Source organism: Aeromicrobium sp. (assembly GCF_036676885.1).
Lineage (GTDB): Bacteria > Actinomycetota > Actinomycetes > Propionibacteriales > Nocardioidaceae > Aeromicrobium.
In genome coordinates this window covers 1-15,145 of record NZ_JAKFCB010000042.1, presented here as the reverse complement: position 1 = coordinate 15,145, position 15,145 = coordinate 1, and the positions used below count along the sequence as shown (strand labels likewise).

Here is a 15,145-nt window from a genome sequence, read left to right as displayed (position 1 = left end):
CTGATGGTCGTGCCCGTCGCCGCCGCGCAACAGCTGACCCGCAGCTTCCGCACGACACATCTCGCCGCAATGGCGATCGGCCTGTTCGCCGCCATCGGCGGCGTCGTGTCGAGCTATGAGATCAACACGCAGCCGGGTCCGACGATCGTGCTGCTCGCCCTCTCCGTGTTCGGCGTGGCTGCGCTCTTCGGCGCAGCGACGAGACGACTCCGCGGCCGGCGTCATCCAGTAGATTTCGCACGAGGAGACATCTGATGGTCGAAGCACCCCGCAACACCCGCCAGCGACGCGCCGTCGTGGCGATCCTCGAGGACCTCGACGGCTTCGCGAGCGCGCAGGAGATCCACGACATCCTCAAGCGACGCGGCGAGTCGGTCGGCCTGTCGACGGTCTACCGCAGCCTGCAGGTCCTCGCGGATGCCGCCGAGGTCGACGCCCTGCGCAACGATGACGGCGAGGTCCTCTACCGCCAGTGCAGCGCGGGGCACCATCACCACCTCGTGTGCCGGTCCTGCGGCCGTACTGTCGAGGTCGAGGGCCCGACGGTCGAGCGCTGGGCCGACAAGATCGCCGAGGAGAACGGCTTCCAGGACGTCGCGCACACGCTGGAGATCTTCGGAACGTGCAACGACTGCGTCAGAGCCCGCTAGCGGATCAACGGCACGAATCGGTAGATCCCGTGGCGGGTCACCTGGGGCGCACCGTCCGCATCGACGACGACCCGCGTCATGGAGCCGGCCACCGGGATGACGAGGATCCCGCCCGGCGCGAGCTGGTCCACGAGCTCGTAGGGGAGGCTGTCGCTCATCGCCGACACGAGGATCCGGTCGTACGGCGCGTTCTCGGGCCGTCCGAGCTTGCCCCGCTCGGCACCTTCGATGCGGGTCCAGCGCATGCCCTCCCCCGCCAGGTTCTCGCGCCCCCACTCGACGAGCTCCGGCACGATCTCGCAGCCGATGACGCAGCCGTCCGGCCCGACCAGATGACCCAGCAGGGCGGTCGTCCACCCGGTGCCCGAGCCGACGTCCAGCACGCGCATGCCGGCCTGCACGTCGAGAAGCTGCAGCATGTCGACGACGGTCGAGGGCTGCGAGCAGGTCTGTCCGTGGCCGACCTCGAGCGCCTGGTCGAGGTGAGCGGAGCGTTGCTGCCCGCGCGGCAGGAAGTGCTCGCGCGGCACCGCGCGCATCGCCTCCGCCACAGACGGGTCCATGTCTCGAACGTACTCCTAGGCTGACCTCATGACCCTTCGTTGCGTGACCGGTGACGCGCTGACCGCGCAGGACGTCTACGACATCTGGAAGATCCGCGACGCGGTGTTCGCGGTCGAGCAGCAGGTCGACGAGGAGGACGTCGACGGCAAGGACCTGCTGCCCACCACGACGCACCTGTGGCTCGAGGACGCGGACGGCCCGACGAGCTACCTGCGGGTCTACCTCGGCGATGACGGCGTGCGCCACATCGGCCGGGTGTGCACGCGCAAGGACCAACGCGGGCAGGGACTGTCGGGGCGGCTCATGGCCGAGGTCTCGCGGCTGTGGGGCGATGGCGAGCTGCAGCTCAACGCCCAGTCGTACCTCGAGCGGTGGTACGAGTCCTTCGGCTACGTACGCTCCGGCGACGACTACTACGAGGCCGGCATCTTGCACACGCCGATGTCCCGGACCCCGTCGACCCGCTGACCGCTAGAGCTCGGCGGTCACCTCGGCAATCGCCTCGGCCACATCGCCCTTGACCGTCGTGGCGTAGTCGCTGACCGCGTCGGCTGCCTCCTGGAACTCGTCGCGATAGCTGAACGAGAAGTTGCGCCGGTTCTCGATGCTGTCGGCAAGCAGCGTCGCCTGGTTGATGACGTACTGCGCCGCGTCGTGCACCTTCTGCGCGAGCTCCTCCTTGCCCTTGGGCACCTTCACGCGGTCGAACTCGTCGCGGGCCCGGACGAATGCCGGGATGAGCTCGGAGCGCACCCGCGCGCTCGTGGTGATGAATCCATGGCCGACGTAGTCGGTCGCCCGGAGCTCGAGCACCTTGCGCGCGGCGACGATGAACTCCAGCGCGGTGTCGGCCTCGCGCAGGGTGGCACTCAGGCGCTCGAACGGCCGGAGCACGGTCGCCCGGGTCTGCAGCGCCTCGGCGTACGACGCGGAGTGCTCACGACCGTACGCCGGCGCGCTCCCCAGGCGCGGTGGCTCGGCAATCGCGCGGTCGATCACCTTGCTCAGGGCGCCGGGGTCCTTCGCGTCGGCTGCCTCGACCTTGGCGATCACCGACGAACGGAACGTCTGGACGTCGGCGAGGTAGTCCTGCGCGACGGCCTCCGCCTCGTCGACCTGCTCGGACTGCCGGTGGTCCTGCGTCAGGACGAGCGCGCCGATGACGACCGCGATCACCACCGTCAGGATGACCGGCAGGGCGACCACGACCCTGCGCGTCGGCACGTTCACCCCCACACGGTCCCAGCGTCGCGGAACCGGGTCAACGTCTCAGCCGTTGATGCGCGAGGCGACCCCGTGACGACGCAGTCCGTAGGTCAGCGCGTCGACGAGCGCCTCCCACGACGCCTCGATGATGTTGGCGCCGACGCCGACCGTGACCCACGAGTCCTTGCCGTCCGAGGTCTCGATCAGCACGCGGGTCACCGCGTCGGTGCCGTGACCCTGATCGAGGATGCGGACGCGGAAGTCGATCAGGTGGAAGCGGGCCACGTCGGGATAGACCTGCTCGATCGCCTGCCGCAGCGCGTGGTCCAGCGCGTTGACGGGGCCGTTGCCCTCGCCGATCACGGCGAGGCGTACGCCGCCGGCGACGAGCTTGACCGTGGCCTCGGCGACCGCGTCGTCACCGCGGGCCGACTCGGCCAGCACGCGCCAGGACTCGACGTCGAAGTACGACGGCCGGGCGCCGTCCATCTCCTCGGCGAGGAGCAGCTCGAACGAGGCGTCCGCGGCCTCGAACGTGTAGCCCGACTGCTCCATCGACTTGACCCGGTCGGTGACCCGCGCCAGGCGTACGGGGTCGTTCGCCAGGTCGAAGCCCAGCTCCTTGCCCTTGAGCTCGATCGTCGCGCGGCCGGCCATCTCCGACACCAGGAGCCGCATGTCGTTGCCGACCAGCTCCGGATCGATGTGCTGGTAGAGGTTGGGGTCGACCCGGATCGCACTCGCGTGCAGGCCGGCCTTGTGGGCGAACGCCGAGACGCCCGTGTAGGGCTGGCGCGCCGACGGCGGGTAGTTCGTGATCTCGGCGATCGCATGCGAGATCCGGGTCGCTTCTGCCAGGCGGCCTTCCGGGAGCACCGTCATGCCGAGCTTGAGCTCGAGGTTGGCGACGCACGTGACGAGGTCGGCGTTGCCCGTGCGCTCGCCGTAGCCGTTGACGCAGCCCTGCACGTGGGTGGCGCCGGCCTGGACCGCGGCCATCGAGTTGGCGACGGCGCAGCCGGTGTCGTTGTGGGCGTGGATGCCCAGGCGTACGCCCGTCGACGCGACGTCCGTGACGATCTCGGTCACCCAGTGCGGCAGCATGCCGCCATTGGTGTCGCACAGGATGACGACCTCGGCGCCGGCGTCACCCGCGGCACGTACGACTTCGAGGGCGTAGTCGCGGTTGGCGCGGTAGCCGTCGAAGAAGTGCTCGAGGTCGACGAACACGCGCTGGCCCTCCTCGCGCAGGTAGGTCACGGTGTCGCGCACCATCGCGAGGTTCTCCTCGAGCGTCGTGCGCAGCGCCTCAGTGACGTGGCGGTCGTGACTCTTGGCGACCAGCGTCACGACGGACGCACCGGAGTCGCGCAGCGCCTGGATCAGCGGGTCCTCCGACGCCGGAACCCCCGCGCGCCGCGTGGCGCCGAACGCCGCCAGCGTCGCGTGCTTGAGGTCGAGCTCCTTGGCCGCGAGGGCGAAGAACTCGGTGTCCTTGGGGTTGGATCCGGGCCAGCCGCCCTCGATGTAGCCGACGCCGAGGTCGTCGAGGTGACGCGCGATGTGCATCTTGTCCTGCACGGAGAGGTTGAGGCCCTCCTGCTGCGCGCCGTCGCGCATCGTCGTGTCGTAGACGTGGAAGTCACTGACGCTCTGGTGTCCTGCGTTCACTGCAATGTCCTTCGGTCCGGTCGGCATCTCGGTCGGGCAACAAAAAAGCCCCCCACGACATGGGAGGCAGCGCGTCGGGGGGTTGGTGTCAGTGCCCGGCGCGCCTGTCGATAATGATCGAGATGCTCTGCATGCCGCTCAGTCTAGACTGATCGACCTATGACCGCCAGACCCGTCCCACTCGATCTGGAGCCGAGCGTCATGTATGCGGTCATGACCGCTGTGCCGCTCGAGTCCGAGGACCTGATCCCCCCACCCTCCCCCGAGCTGCTGCGTCACTACGGCTCGTCCGAGGTCGCGATGCGCCGCCTGCGATCACGTCCGCACCAGCGGCTCATCCTGCGCCAGACGACGCTCGAGGACGCCGCATTCGCGATCCGCGACGCCCGGATCGACGCGCTGCTGCTGGCCGAGGAGCACGACGGTGTCGTGATCGACCTGAGCATTCCGCGCGTCCTCGAGTGGCGGTCCGACGAGGTCTCGCTCGCCCACGCGACCCAGTGGTACACCGTCGACTACCAGGAGCTCCACGCCGGACACTTCCGCACCGTCGGCCTGAGGTCGTTCGGCCTGCCCGAGATCGTCGTCGAGGGAGTCGACGAGTCCGCGCACGCGATGTACAGCGCTGTGCTCGCCGGTCTGGTGCACCGGCTGCTCGCGGAATGGCCCGCCAACGACCCGGTCGGCCGTGCCACCGTGACGCTCCGCGACATCGCGTACGGCCTCGGGGACTCCGAGGCGGCCTCGACGCCCAAGGGCCGGTCGATCGATGTCGAGATCGCGTACGACGCCGACGACCGCCTGTTGATCGTCACCCTCGACGGCGACCCTGCCGAGCTGCTCTTCGCACCCTGACCTCAGGCGGTGACTTGGGGCCCACCGCCCGGAATCAGCGCTTGGGCCGCTTCGGCGCGAGGTGTGCCAGGGTCTCGGGGCGCAGGATCGCCTCGAGCTTCTCCGGCGGCAGCAGCCCGCGCTCGAGGACGATCTCGGCCACGCCGCGTCCGGTCGCCAGCGCCTCCTGCGCGACGTCGGTCGCGGCGGCATAGCCGATGTACGGGTTGAGCGCCGTGACCAGGCCGATCGAGTTCTCGACCTCGCTGCGCAGCAGCTCGACATTGGCGGTGATGCCGTCGACGCAGCGCGACGCCAGGACGAGGATCGCCTCGCGCAACCGCGAGATGCCGGCCGACAGGGAGTAGCAGATGATCGGCTCGAACGCGTTGAGCTGCAGCTGTCCGGCCTCGGCGGCCATCGTGACCGTCATGTCGTGCCCGATGACCTGGAACGCGACCTGGTTGACGACCTCGGGGATCACCGGATTCACCTTGCCGGGCATGATGCTCGACCCGGCCTGCACGGCAGGGAGGTTGATCTCGTTGAAGCCGGCTCGCGGACCCGACGAGAGCAGACGCAGGTCGTTGCACATCTTCGACAGCTTGACCGCGACGCGCTTGAGCGTGCCGGACAGCTGCACGAACGCGCCGCAGTCCTGCGTCGCCTCGATCAGGTCGACCGCGCTCTCGAGCGGGAGGCCCGTGATCCGCGACAGGTGGGCGCACGCGGCGGGGACGTAACCCTCCGGCGCGTTGAGCTGCGTGCCGATCGCGGTCGCACCGAGGTTGATCTCGTGCAGCAACAGCACCGCCTCGGAGAGCCGGCTGCGATCCTCCGAGATCATCAGCGAGTAGGTACGGAACTCCTGGCCCAGCGTCATCGGCACGGCGTCCTGCAACTGCGTGCGGCCCATCTTGAGGACGTCGTGGAACTCGTCGGCCTTGGCGGCGAACGAGGCCTCCAGCACCGCCATGGCATCGAGCAGAGCATGCGTCGCCAGGATGATCGCGATCTTGACCGCGGTTGGGTAGACGTCGTTGGTCGACTGGCTCAGGTTGACGTGCTCGTTCGGGTGGATGACGTGGTAGTCGCCCTTCTTGTGCCCCATGATCTCGAGGGCACGGTTGGCGATGACCTCGTTGGCGTTCATGTTGGTCGAGGTGCCGGCACCGCCCTGGATGACGTCGACGATGAACTCGTCACGCAGCCCACCCCTGCGGATCTCCTCGCACGCAGCGCGGATCGCAGCGAACCGCTCGTCATCGAGCAGCCCGAGGTCGTGATTGGCGGTGGCCGCGGCTTCCTTGACCGCTGCCAGCGCCTCGACGAGGAACGGGCTCGTGCCGATCGGGATGCCGGTGATGGGGAAGTTCTCGAGGGCGCGGAGCGTGTGCACACCCCAGTAAGCCTCGAGCGGGACGTCACGGTCACCGATCAGATCGTGTTCGGAACGCGTGGCAAGGGTCATGGTGCAGCCTCCAGTGACGGGGCGCGCCGTTGAGCCCCACATGGCGACCATAGAGCAATCACGCGCTCATGTGCGAAGGGGCTGACTGTACTGGTGAGTACAGTCAGCCCCTTCGCGCAAGAGACGGTCAAGCAGGGACGATTTGCGTCATCCAGCTGTGCCGGTCCGGCGCGCGGCCGTACTGGATGTCGACGAGTGCCGCACGGATGTCGGTCGTGATCTTGCCGGCCTCGCCGTCGCCGCTGACGGCCTCGCCGCCATCCCACTTGAGCGAGCTGATCGGGGTCACGACAGCGGCCGTGCCGCACGCGAAGACCTCGGTGATCGAGCCGTCGGCCGTACCGTCACGCCACTCGTCGATGCTCACGCGTCGCTCGGTCACGTCGTAGCCGAGGTCGCGGGCGATCTGCAGGATCGAGTCGCGGGTGACGCCCTCGAGGATCGAGCCGGTCAGCTCGGGAGTGACGATCGAGCCATCGGCCTGCACGAAGAACAGGTTCATGCCGCCGAGCTCCTCGACCCACTTGTGCTCGGTCGAGTCGAGGAATGCGACCTGGGCGCAGCCGTGCTCGGCAGCCTCCTGCTGCGGGAGCAGGCTCGCGGCGTAGTTGCCGCCGCACTTGGCCGCACCGGTGCCACCCGCGCCGGCGCGCGAGTACTCCGAGGAGAGCCAGATCGACACGGCCTTCACCCCGCCGGGGAAGTAGGCGCCGGCAGGTGAGGCGATGACGGAGTAGGTCACGTGCTGGCTCGGGCGCACACCGAGGAAGACCTCGGAGGCATACATGAACGGCCGCAGGTAGAGGCTCTTCTCCCCGCCGGACGGCGCCCAGGCGCGGTCGGCGGTGACCAGGTCGCGGATCGAGCCCAGGAACCACTCGGTCGGCAGCTCCGGCAGCGCCAGGCGGCGAGCCGAGCGCTGCATGCGCTTGGCGTTGAACTCGGGCCGGAACAGCCAGATCGAGCCGTCCTCGTGGACGTACGCCTTGAGGCCCTCGAAGATCTCCTGTGCGTAGTGCAGCACCGCGGTCGCCGGGTCGATCATGAGCGGCCCGTAGGGCACGACGCGCGCATCGGCCCAGCCGGTGCCGGGCGTCCACTCGGCCAGGAACATGTGGTCGGTGAAGTGGTTGCCGAATCCCGGGTTGGCGAGGATGGCCTCACGCTGGTCGTCGGTCTTCGCGGCCGAGTTGGGCTCGAACCTGCTCGCGAAATGGTTGGAAGTCATAGTAATCACGTTAGTACTTTCTCGGGTCAAGGGTAAGCGGTCATTAACCGACCGCTACGCCCTCGGCCACGCGTGAAGCTATGGCCTCTCCCACCTCCTCGGTGCTGCGCGGAGCCGCGCCTCGTGCGGCGATGTCGGCCTCGACTGCTGAGCTGATGCGGGCCGCCGCCTCCGGGAGGCCGAGGTGCTCCAGCAGGAGCGCACCCGACAGGATCGCCGCGGTCGGATCGGCCTTGTGCTGGCCGGCGATGTCGGGAGCCGACCCGTGGACGGGCTCGAACATGCTGGGCGCCGTGCGGTCGGGGTTGACGTTGCCGCTGGCGGCCAGGCCGATACCGCCGGTGATCGCGGCGGCGAGGTCCGTGAGGATGTCGCCGAACAGATTGTCGGTCACGATGACGTCGAACCGTGCGGGATCGGTGACGAGGAAGATCGTCGCGGCGTCGACGTGCAGGTAGTCGACCGCGACGTCGGGGAACTCGGTCGCGACGGCGTCGACCGTGCGCGTCCAGAGGTGGCCGGCGTGGACCAGCACGTTGTTCTTGTGGACCAGCGTCAGCTTCTTGCGCGGTCGCGCCTGGGCGCGGGCGAAGGCGTCACGCACGACGCGCTCGACGCCGTACGCCGTGTTGATGCTGACCTCGGTCGCGAGCTCGTGAGGCGTGCCGACACGAATCGCGCCGCCGTTGCCGACGTAGGGACCTTCGGTGCCCTCGCGCACGACGACGAAGTCGATCGCACCGGGATCGGCCAGCGGGGTGGGGACGCCCGGGAAGAGCTTGGAGGGCCGCAGGTTGACGTAGTGGTCGAGGGCGAACCGGAGCTTGAGCAGCAGACCGCGCTCGAGGACGCCGGACGGAACGCTGGGGTCTCCCACGGCGCCGAGCAGGATCGCGTCATGGCCGCGGATCTCCTCGAGCACCGAGTCGGGAAGGGTCTCCCCCGTGGCGTGCCAGCGCTTGGCACCGAGGTCGTACTCAGTGCTGCTGAACGCGGCATCGTGGTCGGCTGCGACAACGTTGAGGACCTGAAGGGCCTGGGCGGTCACTTCGGGTCCGATGCCGTCTCCGGGCACCACAGCGAGGGAAAACGAGCGAGTCATGGGCGTCATTCTAGGCAGGCAGGTCTCAGGATGTGAAACCTGCGTCTTGGCATGTGGTCAGTTGTCGTCGGGTCGTTCGGACGACTCGAGCTCCGGCATCGAGGCCTCGTCGCGCAGGTGCGCGGGGCCCCATTCCATCAGCTTGGGTTCCATGGCGATCTCCTATCGGTGTGGACGGGCGCGGGGTCCGGCGGGGGTCCGCCGTTCCACCAGACACGTGTCCGGAGATCATCCGAGGAGAGTACGAAAGCGAGCGATCAGATCCTGATCAGCAACCCTGCGGCGGAACGGCGGGCCAACGCCGAAACTCCGCGGCAGGGTGTAGCCCTAAGAGGCCCTGCCGCGGCAAGCGATTACTACGAGCTGCTTCCGCATGCCGCCACAGTAGCGTCTCAGTCACCTTCTTTGGCCGGCTATGGCCGATGTCTCACGTAATGGGCGGTCTCAGCGCGCGAGATGAGACGGCCCTGTTCAGTCGCCGGATCGTGACAGACTGGCCAGGTGAGTGCCCCCGCTGAAGTCCCCGCTCTCGTCTCGAGCACTCTCGACCTGTCCCGCCAGCGCGGGTTCATCACGTCGATCCGCAACGAGACCGGCCGCTTGCTGGCGTCGCTGGCCGCTTCGCGCACCGGCACGCTCGCCGAGCTCGGCACGGGGTGCGGTGTCGGATCGGCATGGCTCTCCAGCGGTGCCCCCAAGAACGCCCGCGTCGTCAGTGCCGAGCTCGATCCCGCGCTGGCCGGCGACGTCCAGAAGATCTTCGCCGACACCGACAACGTCGACGTGATCGCCGGCGACTGGTCGACGCTCGAGCAGTACGCACCGTTCTCGTTGCTGTTCGTCGACGTCCGCGAGGTCATGCAGGACATCGACGTCATCGCCGACCTGCTCGAGCCCGGCGGCATCGCAGTGCTCGACGACTTCGTGCCGTCGGCGTTCTGGCCGCCGATCGTCGAGGGACGCGTCGACACGGTTCGCGAGCAGTGGCTCACCGATGCGCGGTTCGCCGCCGTCGAGATGCTGATCGACGTCGACGCCTCGCTGATCATCGCGACGCGGCGCTAGACCCTCAGCGATAGCCCGCCCGGTGGGCGCCCGGCGCGCGTACGGCCGGGGTCAGCGGCTCGGGCGGTGCAGGTGGCGGCTCCTCGCGATTGCCCAGCGCGCTGTGACGGCGGCCGTAGACGAGGTAGAGCACCAGTCCGGCAACCATCCAGATCCCGAACTCCTGCCACGTCTTCCAGGTGAGGTTGAGCGAAAGCCAGAGGGTTGCGAGCAGTGACAGGATCGGCACCAGCGGCACCAGCGGCACGCGAAAACCCCGCTCGAGGTCGGGTTGCGACTTGCGCAGTCGGACGACGCCGACAGCGCAGAATGCGAACGCGAACAGCGTGCCGAGAACCAGCAGGTCCGCACGCTTGACCGTGCCGGGATCCAGCGCAAGGGCTGCTCCCGCGAGTCCGGCCAACGCCGCGGCCCGCGACGGCGAGGAGCCGGCCCCGACACGTGCCAGGCCGCGGGGCAGCAGTCCGTCTCGACCCATCGCGAACAGCACACGACTCTGCGCGATGAGCACCACCAGCACGACGGTGGTCAGTCCGAGGAGCGCCCCCACGTTGATGACGTCCGCGCTCCAGCCGGAGCCGGCCGCACGCAACGCGTCCGACACCGGCGCGCCGGTGTTGAGCTCGCTGTGCGGGCGGAGGCCGACGAGGACCGCCGCCATCGCGACGTAGAGCACCGTGACGATCCCGATGGAGGCGAGCATCGCCCGCGGAACGGAACGGCGCGGCTCCCTGGCGTCCTCTGCCGCGGTTGCGATCAGGTCGAAGCCGATGAAGGCGAAGACGATCGCGCCGGCCGCCGTGAAGATGCCCATGTAGCCGAAGGCGTCGCCCGCTCCGCCCAGCAGGCTCTGCAGGACCGTCCCGCTGGCGCCGGCCCCTTCCTGCACGTCAGGGACGAACGGCGTGTAGTTGGCCTTGTCGACGTGGCGGGCGCCAACCACGATCACGACGACGACCGCGGTCAGCTTGGCCGCAACGATCGTGGCCAGCACACGGCCCGAGAGCTTGGAGCCGATCATGACCAGGAGCGCCAGGACGATCACCACGATCGCGGCGATCCAGCCGGTCCCCTCGTCGACCGACGAGTGCTCGGCGACGAAGGACGGCACCGCGACGTCGAACCCCTCGAGCGTCGAGTTGAAGTACGCGGCCCATACCCGCGAGACAACCGCGGCCGCGACCACGAGCTCGAGCACCAGCGCCCAGCCGACGATCCACGCCCACAGCTCGCCGAAGGCGACGTAGGCGAAGGTGTAGACGCTGCCGGCCGTCGGGAGTGTGGAGGACAGCTCGGCGTACGACAGGGCAGCGAGCAGACACACGACCGCGGCGATCAGGAACGACACGATCACGGCCGGACCGGCCATCGTCGCGGCTTGCCTGCCGGCCAGCGAGAAGATTCCGGCGCCGATCATGACGCCGAGCGCGAGCACGATCAGCAGGCCGGTGCCGAAGATGGCGGGGAGGCGATGGCGGGCATTGCTGATCCGTAGCATCGCGAGCTCGGGCGGCAGACGGCGTGATCTGCCGATCGGAACGTCGGCCATCTACGTGCACCCCCAGGGCCACCGGGCCGCCTGGCGGGCAACCGCATTGCGAGAAAAGGTACCGGTGCGGGCGGGGCCCTGTCAGCCGGTCCAGACAGCGTCACACCCGAAACCCGCGAAAGCTGCACCTACTATCCGGGAGGTCCTGCCAGCGCGCCGGATGTGGGCCAAGATGGAGGCCTCGACCAGCATGCACTGCCCCTGTTTCCAGGCCGAGACGGAAAGGAGAGCCATGACCAGGATCTACCTCGTCACCGGCATGATCGCGACAGCGGCCTATCTCCTGGTGCCGTCGACGGCCCTGTATGTCGGGATCGGCATCTCGTGCGTCGTGGCGATCCTGATCGGCGTACGCGTCAACAAGCCCGTCAAGCCGTTGCCCTGGTACCTCATGGCTGCCGGCCAGGGCGCGTGGGTCACCGGTGACCTCCTCTACGACCTGCCGGACCTGGTCTCCACGAATCCGCCCGCCTCGGACCTGGCCTACCTCGCGGCCTACCCGTTGCTCGCGGCCGGACTTGCCGTGCTCGTCCACAGCCGGCGCCCGGGGCGTGACACCGCCGGCGTGATCGACAGCGCGATCGTCACGGTGGGAGTCGGCCTGTTGTCATGGGTGCTCGTCGCGGACCCGATCGTCGACGACAGCAGCACCCCGTGGGTCGAGCGCGCGATCGCGGCGGCCTACCCCGCTGGGGACATCCTGCTGCTGGCCCTCGTCGTACGCCTGATGGCCGCACCCGGCACGAGGTCGGCCGCATACCGGTTGCTGGTCGCTGCCGCCATCCCGCTGATCGCCGCCGACACGGCATTCGCGATGCAGACCGGGACGACGTACGCCGCCGTGCTCGACGGATTCTGGCTGGTGTCGTACGTCTTGTTCGGCGCCGCGGCACTGCACCCCACGATGGCCCGACTGTCGACGCCGACGGCAGTCAGGACCGCTCCGTTCACCGCCCGGCGTCTGGCCGCCCTCGCAGCGGCGGTGCTGGTCGCCCCCGTGCTGCTGATCGCCAACCTGACGCACGGACTGCAGGTCGACACGTGGACCATCGTGCTGGGCGCCAGCGTGCTCTCGTTGCTCGTCGTGGCGCGCATGGCGTACAACATCGAGGAGATCCGGTCGACGGCCCGGCAGCGGGACCAGCTGCGCTCCGACCTGTTCCACGAAGCGTCGCACGACTCGCTGACAGGGATGGCCAACGGTCCCTACATGCGCCAGCAGATCGGCGCCGCACTCCGGCGCGGCCGGCGAGGCGGCAGCTCCGTCGGTCTGCTCGTCGTCGACCTGGACGACTTCGACGAGATCAACGACCGGTTCGGCCACGGCGTCGGCGACCTGGTGCTGCGAAGCGTCGGGCAACGGCTGCGGAGCCTCGTACGCGACGTCGACGTCGTCGGGCGCCTGGGCGGCGACCAGTTCGTGGTCCTGATCGACTCGGTGGCGTCCGACCACGACGCCATGATCATGGCCGCGCACCTGCTGCCGACGATCAACCAGCCGGTCGAGGTGTCCGGGCGGACCATTCCCATCTGCGCCAGCATCGGCGTCACGACCAGCATGGACGGCGGCACCGAGGCCGACCATCTGCTGCACGAGGCCAACGTCGCGATCCGGCGGGCCAAGGCCTCGGGCCGGGGCCGCATCGAGGTGTTCGACAACCGGCTGAAGTCCGAGCTGCGCGAGCGCGCCGCGATCGAGTCCGAGCTGCGCGCGGGTTTCGCAGACGGCGAGATCACGATTCACTACCAGCCCGTCCTGGCGGTCCAGACGGAGATGGTCGAGGGCTATGAGGCGCAGCTCCGATGGAACCACCCCGACCGCGGGTTGCTGACCCCCGACGCCTTCCTGCCGATCGCCATGACCTCGGACCTGATCTGCGAGGTCGACCGCTGGACCCTCCAGGAGGCGACGTCGGCGCTTTCCCGGCTGACGGCGGCCGACCCCGGACGGTTCGGTGACCTCACGGTCACGGTGAGCATCTCGGGACGTACGCTCGCCTCCGCCAACCTGCTGCAGGACGTCTCGGCCGCCCTGGAGATCGCCGACCTCGCACCGCACCGGCTGACGATCGGGGTCACCGAGATGGCATTGGTCGACGTTCCCAACGCGGTGTTGCCGCTGAGCGCGCTGCGCCATGCCGGGGTGTTCGTCAGCATCGATGACTTCGGCACGGGCCGGACCCCGGTCGGACAGATCCAGCACCTGCCGGCCGACGCCATCAAGATCCACTCGACCCTCGTCAACTCCGAGGAGCCCGGAGCCCGTGAGCTCCTGGCCCTCCTGGTCAGCGCCGCGCACGGCTCCGGCCTGCTGGTCGTCGCCGAGGGTGTCGAGGACATCGGGAAGCTCGCCGACCTGAGGTTGCTCGAGTGCGACTCGGCGCAAGGCCTCTACTCGGCCTCGCCCGACCCCACAGCGGGTCCGGTGCTCATGCACCCGTCGGCGCGGCGGGCGCCGCGCTTGCGGATCGTGCCGGACCAGTGAGGCCGGCCGGAGCCGTCTGACGGCAGGCGGACCTGCGTGTGCGGCAGGAAGAACTGCACGATCGGCCCGATCGTCAGGGCGTACAGAACCGTGCCGACGCCGACGGTCCCCCCGAGCACGAACCCGGCGGCAAGGACGCTGACCTCGATGACGGTTCGCCAGAACCGCACGCTGCGGCCGGTGCGCCGGACGAGGCCGAGCCAGAGACCGTCACGCGGACCCGGGCCCAGCTGGGCGCCGATGTAGATCGCCCCGGCGAGACCGTTGCCGACGACGCCTCCGACGAGGAGCAGGCCCCGCAGCCACGGGTCGTCGGGCTGGCTGATCGCGGCGATGCCGGCATCGGCCGCCAGCCCGATCACGATGACGTTGAAGATCGTGCCGACACCTGGCATCTGCCGCAGCGGGATCCACAGCAGCAGCACGACGGCCCCGACGAGGATGACGACCTGCCCGAAGGTCAGCGGCAGGTGCTCCGCCAGCCCTTCGTGGAAGACGTCCCACGGGTCCAGTCCGAGGGTCGACTCGACCATCATCGCCATCGTGAAGCCGTAGAGGCTCAGTCCGATGAAGAGACGGGTGAGACGGTTGGCCATGTCGGCCATCAAACCAGGGTCCCGTACGGACTCTTGGTGTCGACCTCCTCTCGATGACTGCGCGGTGGAGGCCGCAGACCGAAGCCGTCGCCGCGAATCGTGCGGATGAGCTGGACGAGCATCGCGCCGAACGCGAGAGCAAGGACGATGAGAGGAATGATCTGGTTCATGTATCCAGATTGCTCCCAATTGGCATGGAGATAAATAGCCAATTATGAAATAGTGGCCTCGTGACGATCTCTCTTTCCGCCTTCCGCCTGGCTCATCTGCTGGGACCGAGCGACTCAGGTGGCCCTGCCTACCGGGATCTGGCAGACAGGATCCGGCTCCTGGTCGTCGACGGCCGGGTGCCCGACGGCAGCCGCATGCCCTCCGAACGCGCGCTGGCCGATGCGCTCGGCGTCAGCCGTACGACGACGACCCGGGTCTACGCCGAGCTCCGTGAGAGCGGGCTGTTGCACTCCCGGCAGGGCTCCGGGAGCATCGTGCGACTTCCGCTCTCGGCGTCGCACGCGAGCAGCCTGATCGTGACGCCGCACGACACCGACACGATCGCGATGACGTTCTCGGCCCCCTTGGCGCCGCCCGGGATCGCCCGCGCGTTCGAAGCGGCCGCGAACAAGCTGCCGGGGCTCCTCGCCACCACCGGATACCTCCCCGACGGCCTGCCCGCGCTGCGCGAGATCATCGCGCAGCGCTACTCCGATCGAGGGCTGCCGACCGA

The 15,145-nt window shown here is 68.8% G+C and carries 16 protein-coding genes; 7 read left to right on the top strand and 9 right to left on the bottom strand.

What is annotated here, in order from left to right:
* Both V6M46_RS02360 and V6M46_RS02355 read left to right on the top strand, forming a co-directional pair.
* Positions 1-255 (top strand): metal ABC transporter permease (locus tag V6M46_RS02360; protein ID WP_332662156.1); only part of this gene is annotated, 255 nt, incomplete at its 5' end.
* Positions 255-650, top strand: a complete 396-nt coding sequence (locus tag V6M46_RS02355; protein ID WP_332662155.1) for a Fur family transcriptional regulator — start codon at positions 255-257, stop codon at positions 648-650. The genes V6M46_RS02360 and V6M46_RS02355, both read left to right, overlap by 1 nt.
* Here V6M46_RS02355 and V6M46_RS02350 read toward each other — a convergent pair.
* Entirely contained in the window at positions 647-1,213 is a 567-nt protein-coding gene (locus V6M46_RS02350; protein ID WP_332662153.1) for a protein-L-isoaspartate O-methyltransferase family protein, read from the bottom strand. The two genes, V6M46_RS02355 and V6M46_RS02350, sit on opposite strands and share 4 nt — an antisense overlap.
* Positions 1,214-1,241: 28 nt before the next feature.
* Between V6M46_RS02350 and V6M46_RS02345 the strand changes: the two genes are divergently transcribed.
* Positions 1,242-1,682, top strand: coding sequence for a GNAT family N-acetyltransferase (locus V6M46_RS02345; RefSeq protein WP_332662152.1), 441 nt, complete (start codon positions 1,242-1,244; stop codon positions 1,680-1,682).
* 3 nt (positions 1,683-1,685) lie between these two features.
* On the opposite strand, the gene V6M46_RS02340 is transcribed toward V6M46_RS02345, so the two are convergent.
* A complete protein-coding gene (locus tag V6M46_RS02340; RefSeq protein ID WP_332662150.1) occupies positions 1,686-2,438 on the bottom strand; it encodes a hypothetical protein in 753 nt (250 codons plus the stop codon).
* Between the two features lie 45 nt (positions 2,439-2,483).
* Complete coding sequence (gene cimA / locus V6M46_RS02335) at positions 2,484-4,091, bottom strand: citramalate synthase (protein WP_332662149.1); 1,608 nt, start codon at positions 4,089-4,091, stop codon at positions 2,484-2,486.
* A gap of 159 nt (positions 4,092-4,250) precedes the next feature.
* On the opposite strand from cimA, the gene V6M46_RS02330 reads away from it, so the two are divergent.
* Positions 4,251-4,946, top strand: a complete 696-nt coding sequence (locus V6M46_RS02330) for a hypothetical protein (protein WP_332662148.1) — start codon at positions 4,251-4,253, stop codon at positions 4,944-4,946.
* 34 nt (positions 4,947-4,980) lie between these two features.
* Here V6M46_RS02330 and V6M46_RS02325 read toward each other — a convergent pair whose 3' ends face one another.
* From V6M46_RS02325 to V6M46_RS02315, 3 genes are all read right to left on the bottom strand, one after another.
* Positions 4,981-6,396: an aspartate ammonia-lyase gene (locus tag V6M46_RS02325; protein ID WP_332662147.1), complete on the bottom strand. Its 1,416-nt coding sequence runs from the start codon at positions 6,394-6,396 to the stop codon at positions 4,981-4,983.
* 127 nt (positions 6,397-6,523) lie between these two features.
* A complete protein-coding gene (locus V6M46_RS02320) occupies positions 6,524-7,624 on the bottom strand; it encodes a branched-chain amino acid aminotransferase (protein WP_332662145.1) in 1,101 nt (366 codons plus the stop codon).
* A 43-nt stretch (positions 7,625-7,667) separates the two neighbouring features.
* Positions 7,668-8,726, bottom strand: a complete 1,059-nt coding sequence (locus V6M46_RS02315) for a 3-isopropylmalate dehydrogenase (protein ID WP_332662143.1) — start codon at positions 8,724-8,726, stop codon at positions 7,668-7,670.
* A gap of 501 nt (positions 8,727-9,227) precedes the next feature.
* Here V6M46_RS02315 and V6M46_RS02310 point away from each other — a divergent pair.
* Entirely contained in the window at positions 9,228-9,791 is a 564-nt protein-coding gene (locus tag V6M46_RS02310) for an O-methyltransferase (protein WP_332662142.1), read from the top strand.
* Positions 9,792-9,795: 4 nt separating this feature from the next.
* On the opposite strand, the gene V6M46_RS02305 is transcribed toward V6M46_RS02310, so the two are convergent.
* The gene (locus tag V6M46_RS02305) at positions 9,796-11,340 is read right to left on the bottom strand and encodes an amino acid permease (RefSeq protein ID WP_332662141.1); all 1,545 of its coding nucleotides are present in this window, start codon (positions 11,338-11,340) and stop codon (positions 9,796-9,798) included.
* A gap of 232 nt (positions 11,341-11,572) precedes the next feature.
* On the opposite strand from V6M46_RS02305, the gene V6M46_RS02300 reads away from it, so the two are divergent.
* Positions 11,573-13,825, top strand: coding sequence for a putative bifunctional diguanylate cyclase/phosphodiesterase (locus V6M46_RS02300; protein ID WP_332662140.1), 2,253 nt, complete (start codon positions 11,573-11,575; stop codon positions 13,823-13,825).
* Here V6M46_RS02300 and yczE read toward each other — a convergent pair.
* Entirely contained in the window at positions 13,732-14,421 is a 690-nt protein-coding gene (gene yczE / locus V6M46_RS02295; protein ID WP_332662139.1) for a membrane protein YczE, read from the bottom strand. The two genes, V6M46_RS02300 and yczE, sit on opposite strands and share 94 nt — an antisense overlap.
* An 8-nt stretch (positions 14,422-14,429) precedes the next feature.
* A complete protein-coding gene (locus V6M46_RS02290; RefSeq protein ID WP_332662138.1) occupies positions 14,430-14,591 on the bottom strand; it encodes a hypothetical protein in 162 nt (53 codons plus the stop codon).
* Between the two features lie 60 nt (positions 14,592-14,651).
* Here V6M46_RS02290 and V6M46_RS02285 point away from each other — a divergent pair.
* On the top strand, positions 14,652-15,145 hold a 494-nt coding region (locus V6M46_RS02285; RefSeq protein WP_332662137.1), incomplete at its 3' end, for a GntR family transcriptional regulator.

Coding starts and splice junctions, on each gene's coding strand:
- V6M46_RS02320 (WP_332662145.1), bottom strand. CDS start 7,624: ATGACTTCCAACCATTTCGCGAGCAGGTTCGAGCCCAACTCGGCCGCG.
- yczE (WP_332662139.1), bottom strand. CDS start 14,421: ATGGCCAACCGTCTCACCCGTCTCTTCATCGGACTGAGCCTCTACGGC.
- V6M46_RS02305 (WP_332662141.1), bottom strand. CDS start 11,340: ATGGCCGACGTTCCGATCGGCAGATCACGCCGTCTGCCGCCCGAGCTC.
- V6M46_RS02355 (WP_332662155.1), top strand. CDS start 255: ATGGTCGAAGCACCCCGCAACACCCGCCAGCGACGCGCCGTCGTGGCG.
- V6M46_RS02290 (WP_332662138.1), bottom strand. CDS start 14,591: ATGAACCAGATCATTCCTCTCATCGTCCTTGCTCTCGCGTTCGGCGCG.
- V6M46_RS02330 (WP_332662148.1), top strand. CDS start 4,251: ATGACCGCCAGACCCGTCCCACTCGATCTGGAGCCGAGCGTCATGTAT.
- V6M46_RS02325 (WP_332662147.1), bottom strand. CDS start 6,396: ATGACCCTTGCCACGCGTTCCGAACACGATCTGATCGGTGACCGTGAC.
- V6M46_RS02300 (WP_332662140.1), top strand. CDS start 11,573: ATGACCAGGATCTACCTCGTCACCGGCATGATCGCGACAGCGGCCTAT.
- V6M46_RS02315 (WP_332662143.1), bottom strand. CDS start 8,726: ATGACTCGCTCGTTTTCCCTCGCTGTGGTGCCCGGAGACGGCATCGGA.
- V6M46_RS02345 (WP_332662152.1), top strand. CDS start 1,242: ATGACCCTTCGTTGCGTGACCGGTGACGCGCTGACCGCGCAGGACGTC.
- V6M46_RS02350 (WP_332662153.1), bottom strand. CDS start 1,213: ATGGACCCGTCTGTGGCGGAGGCGATGCGCGCGGTGCCGCGCGAGCAC.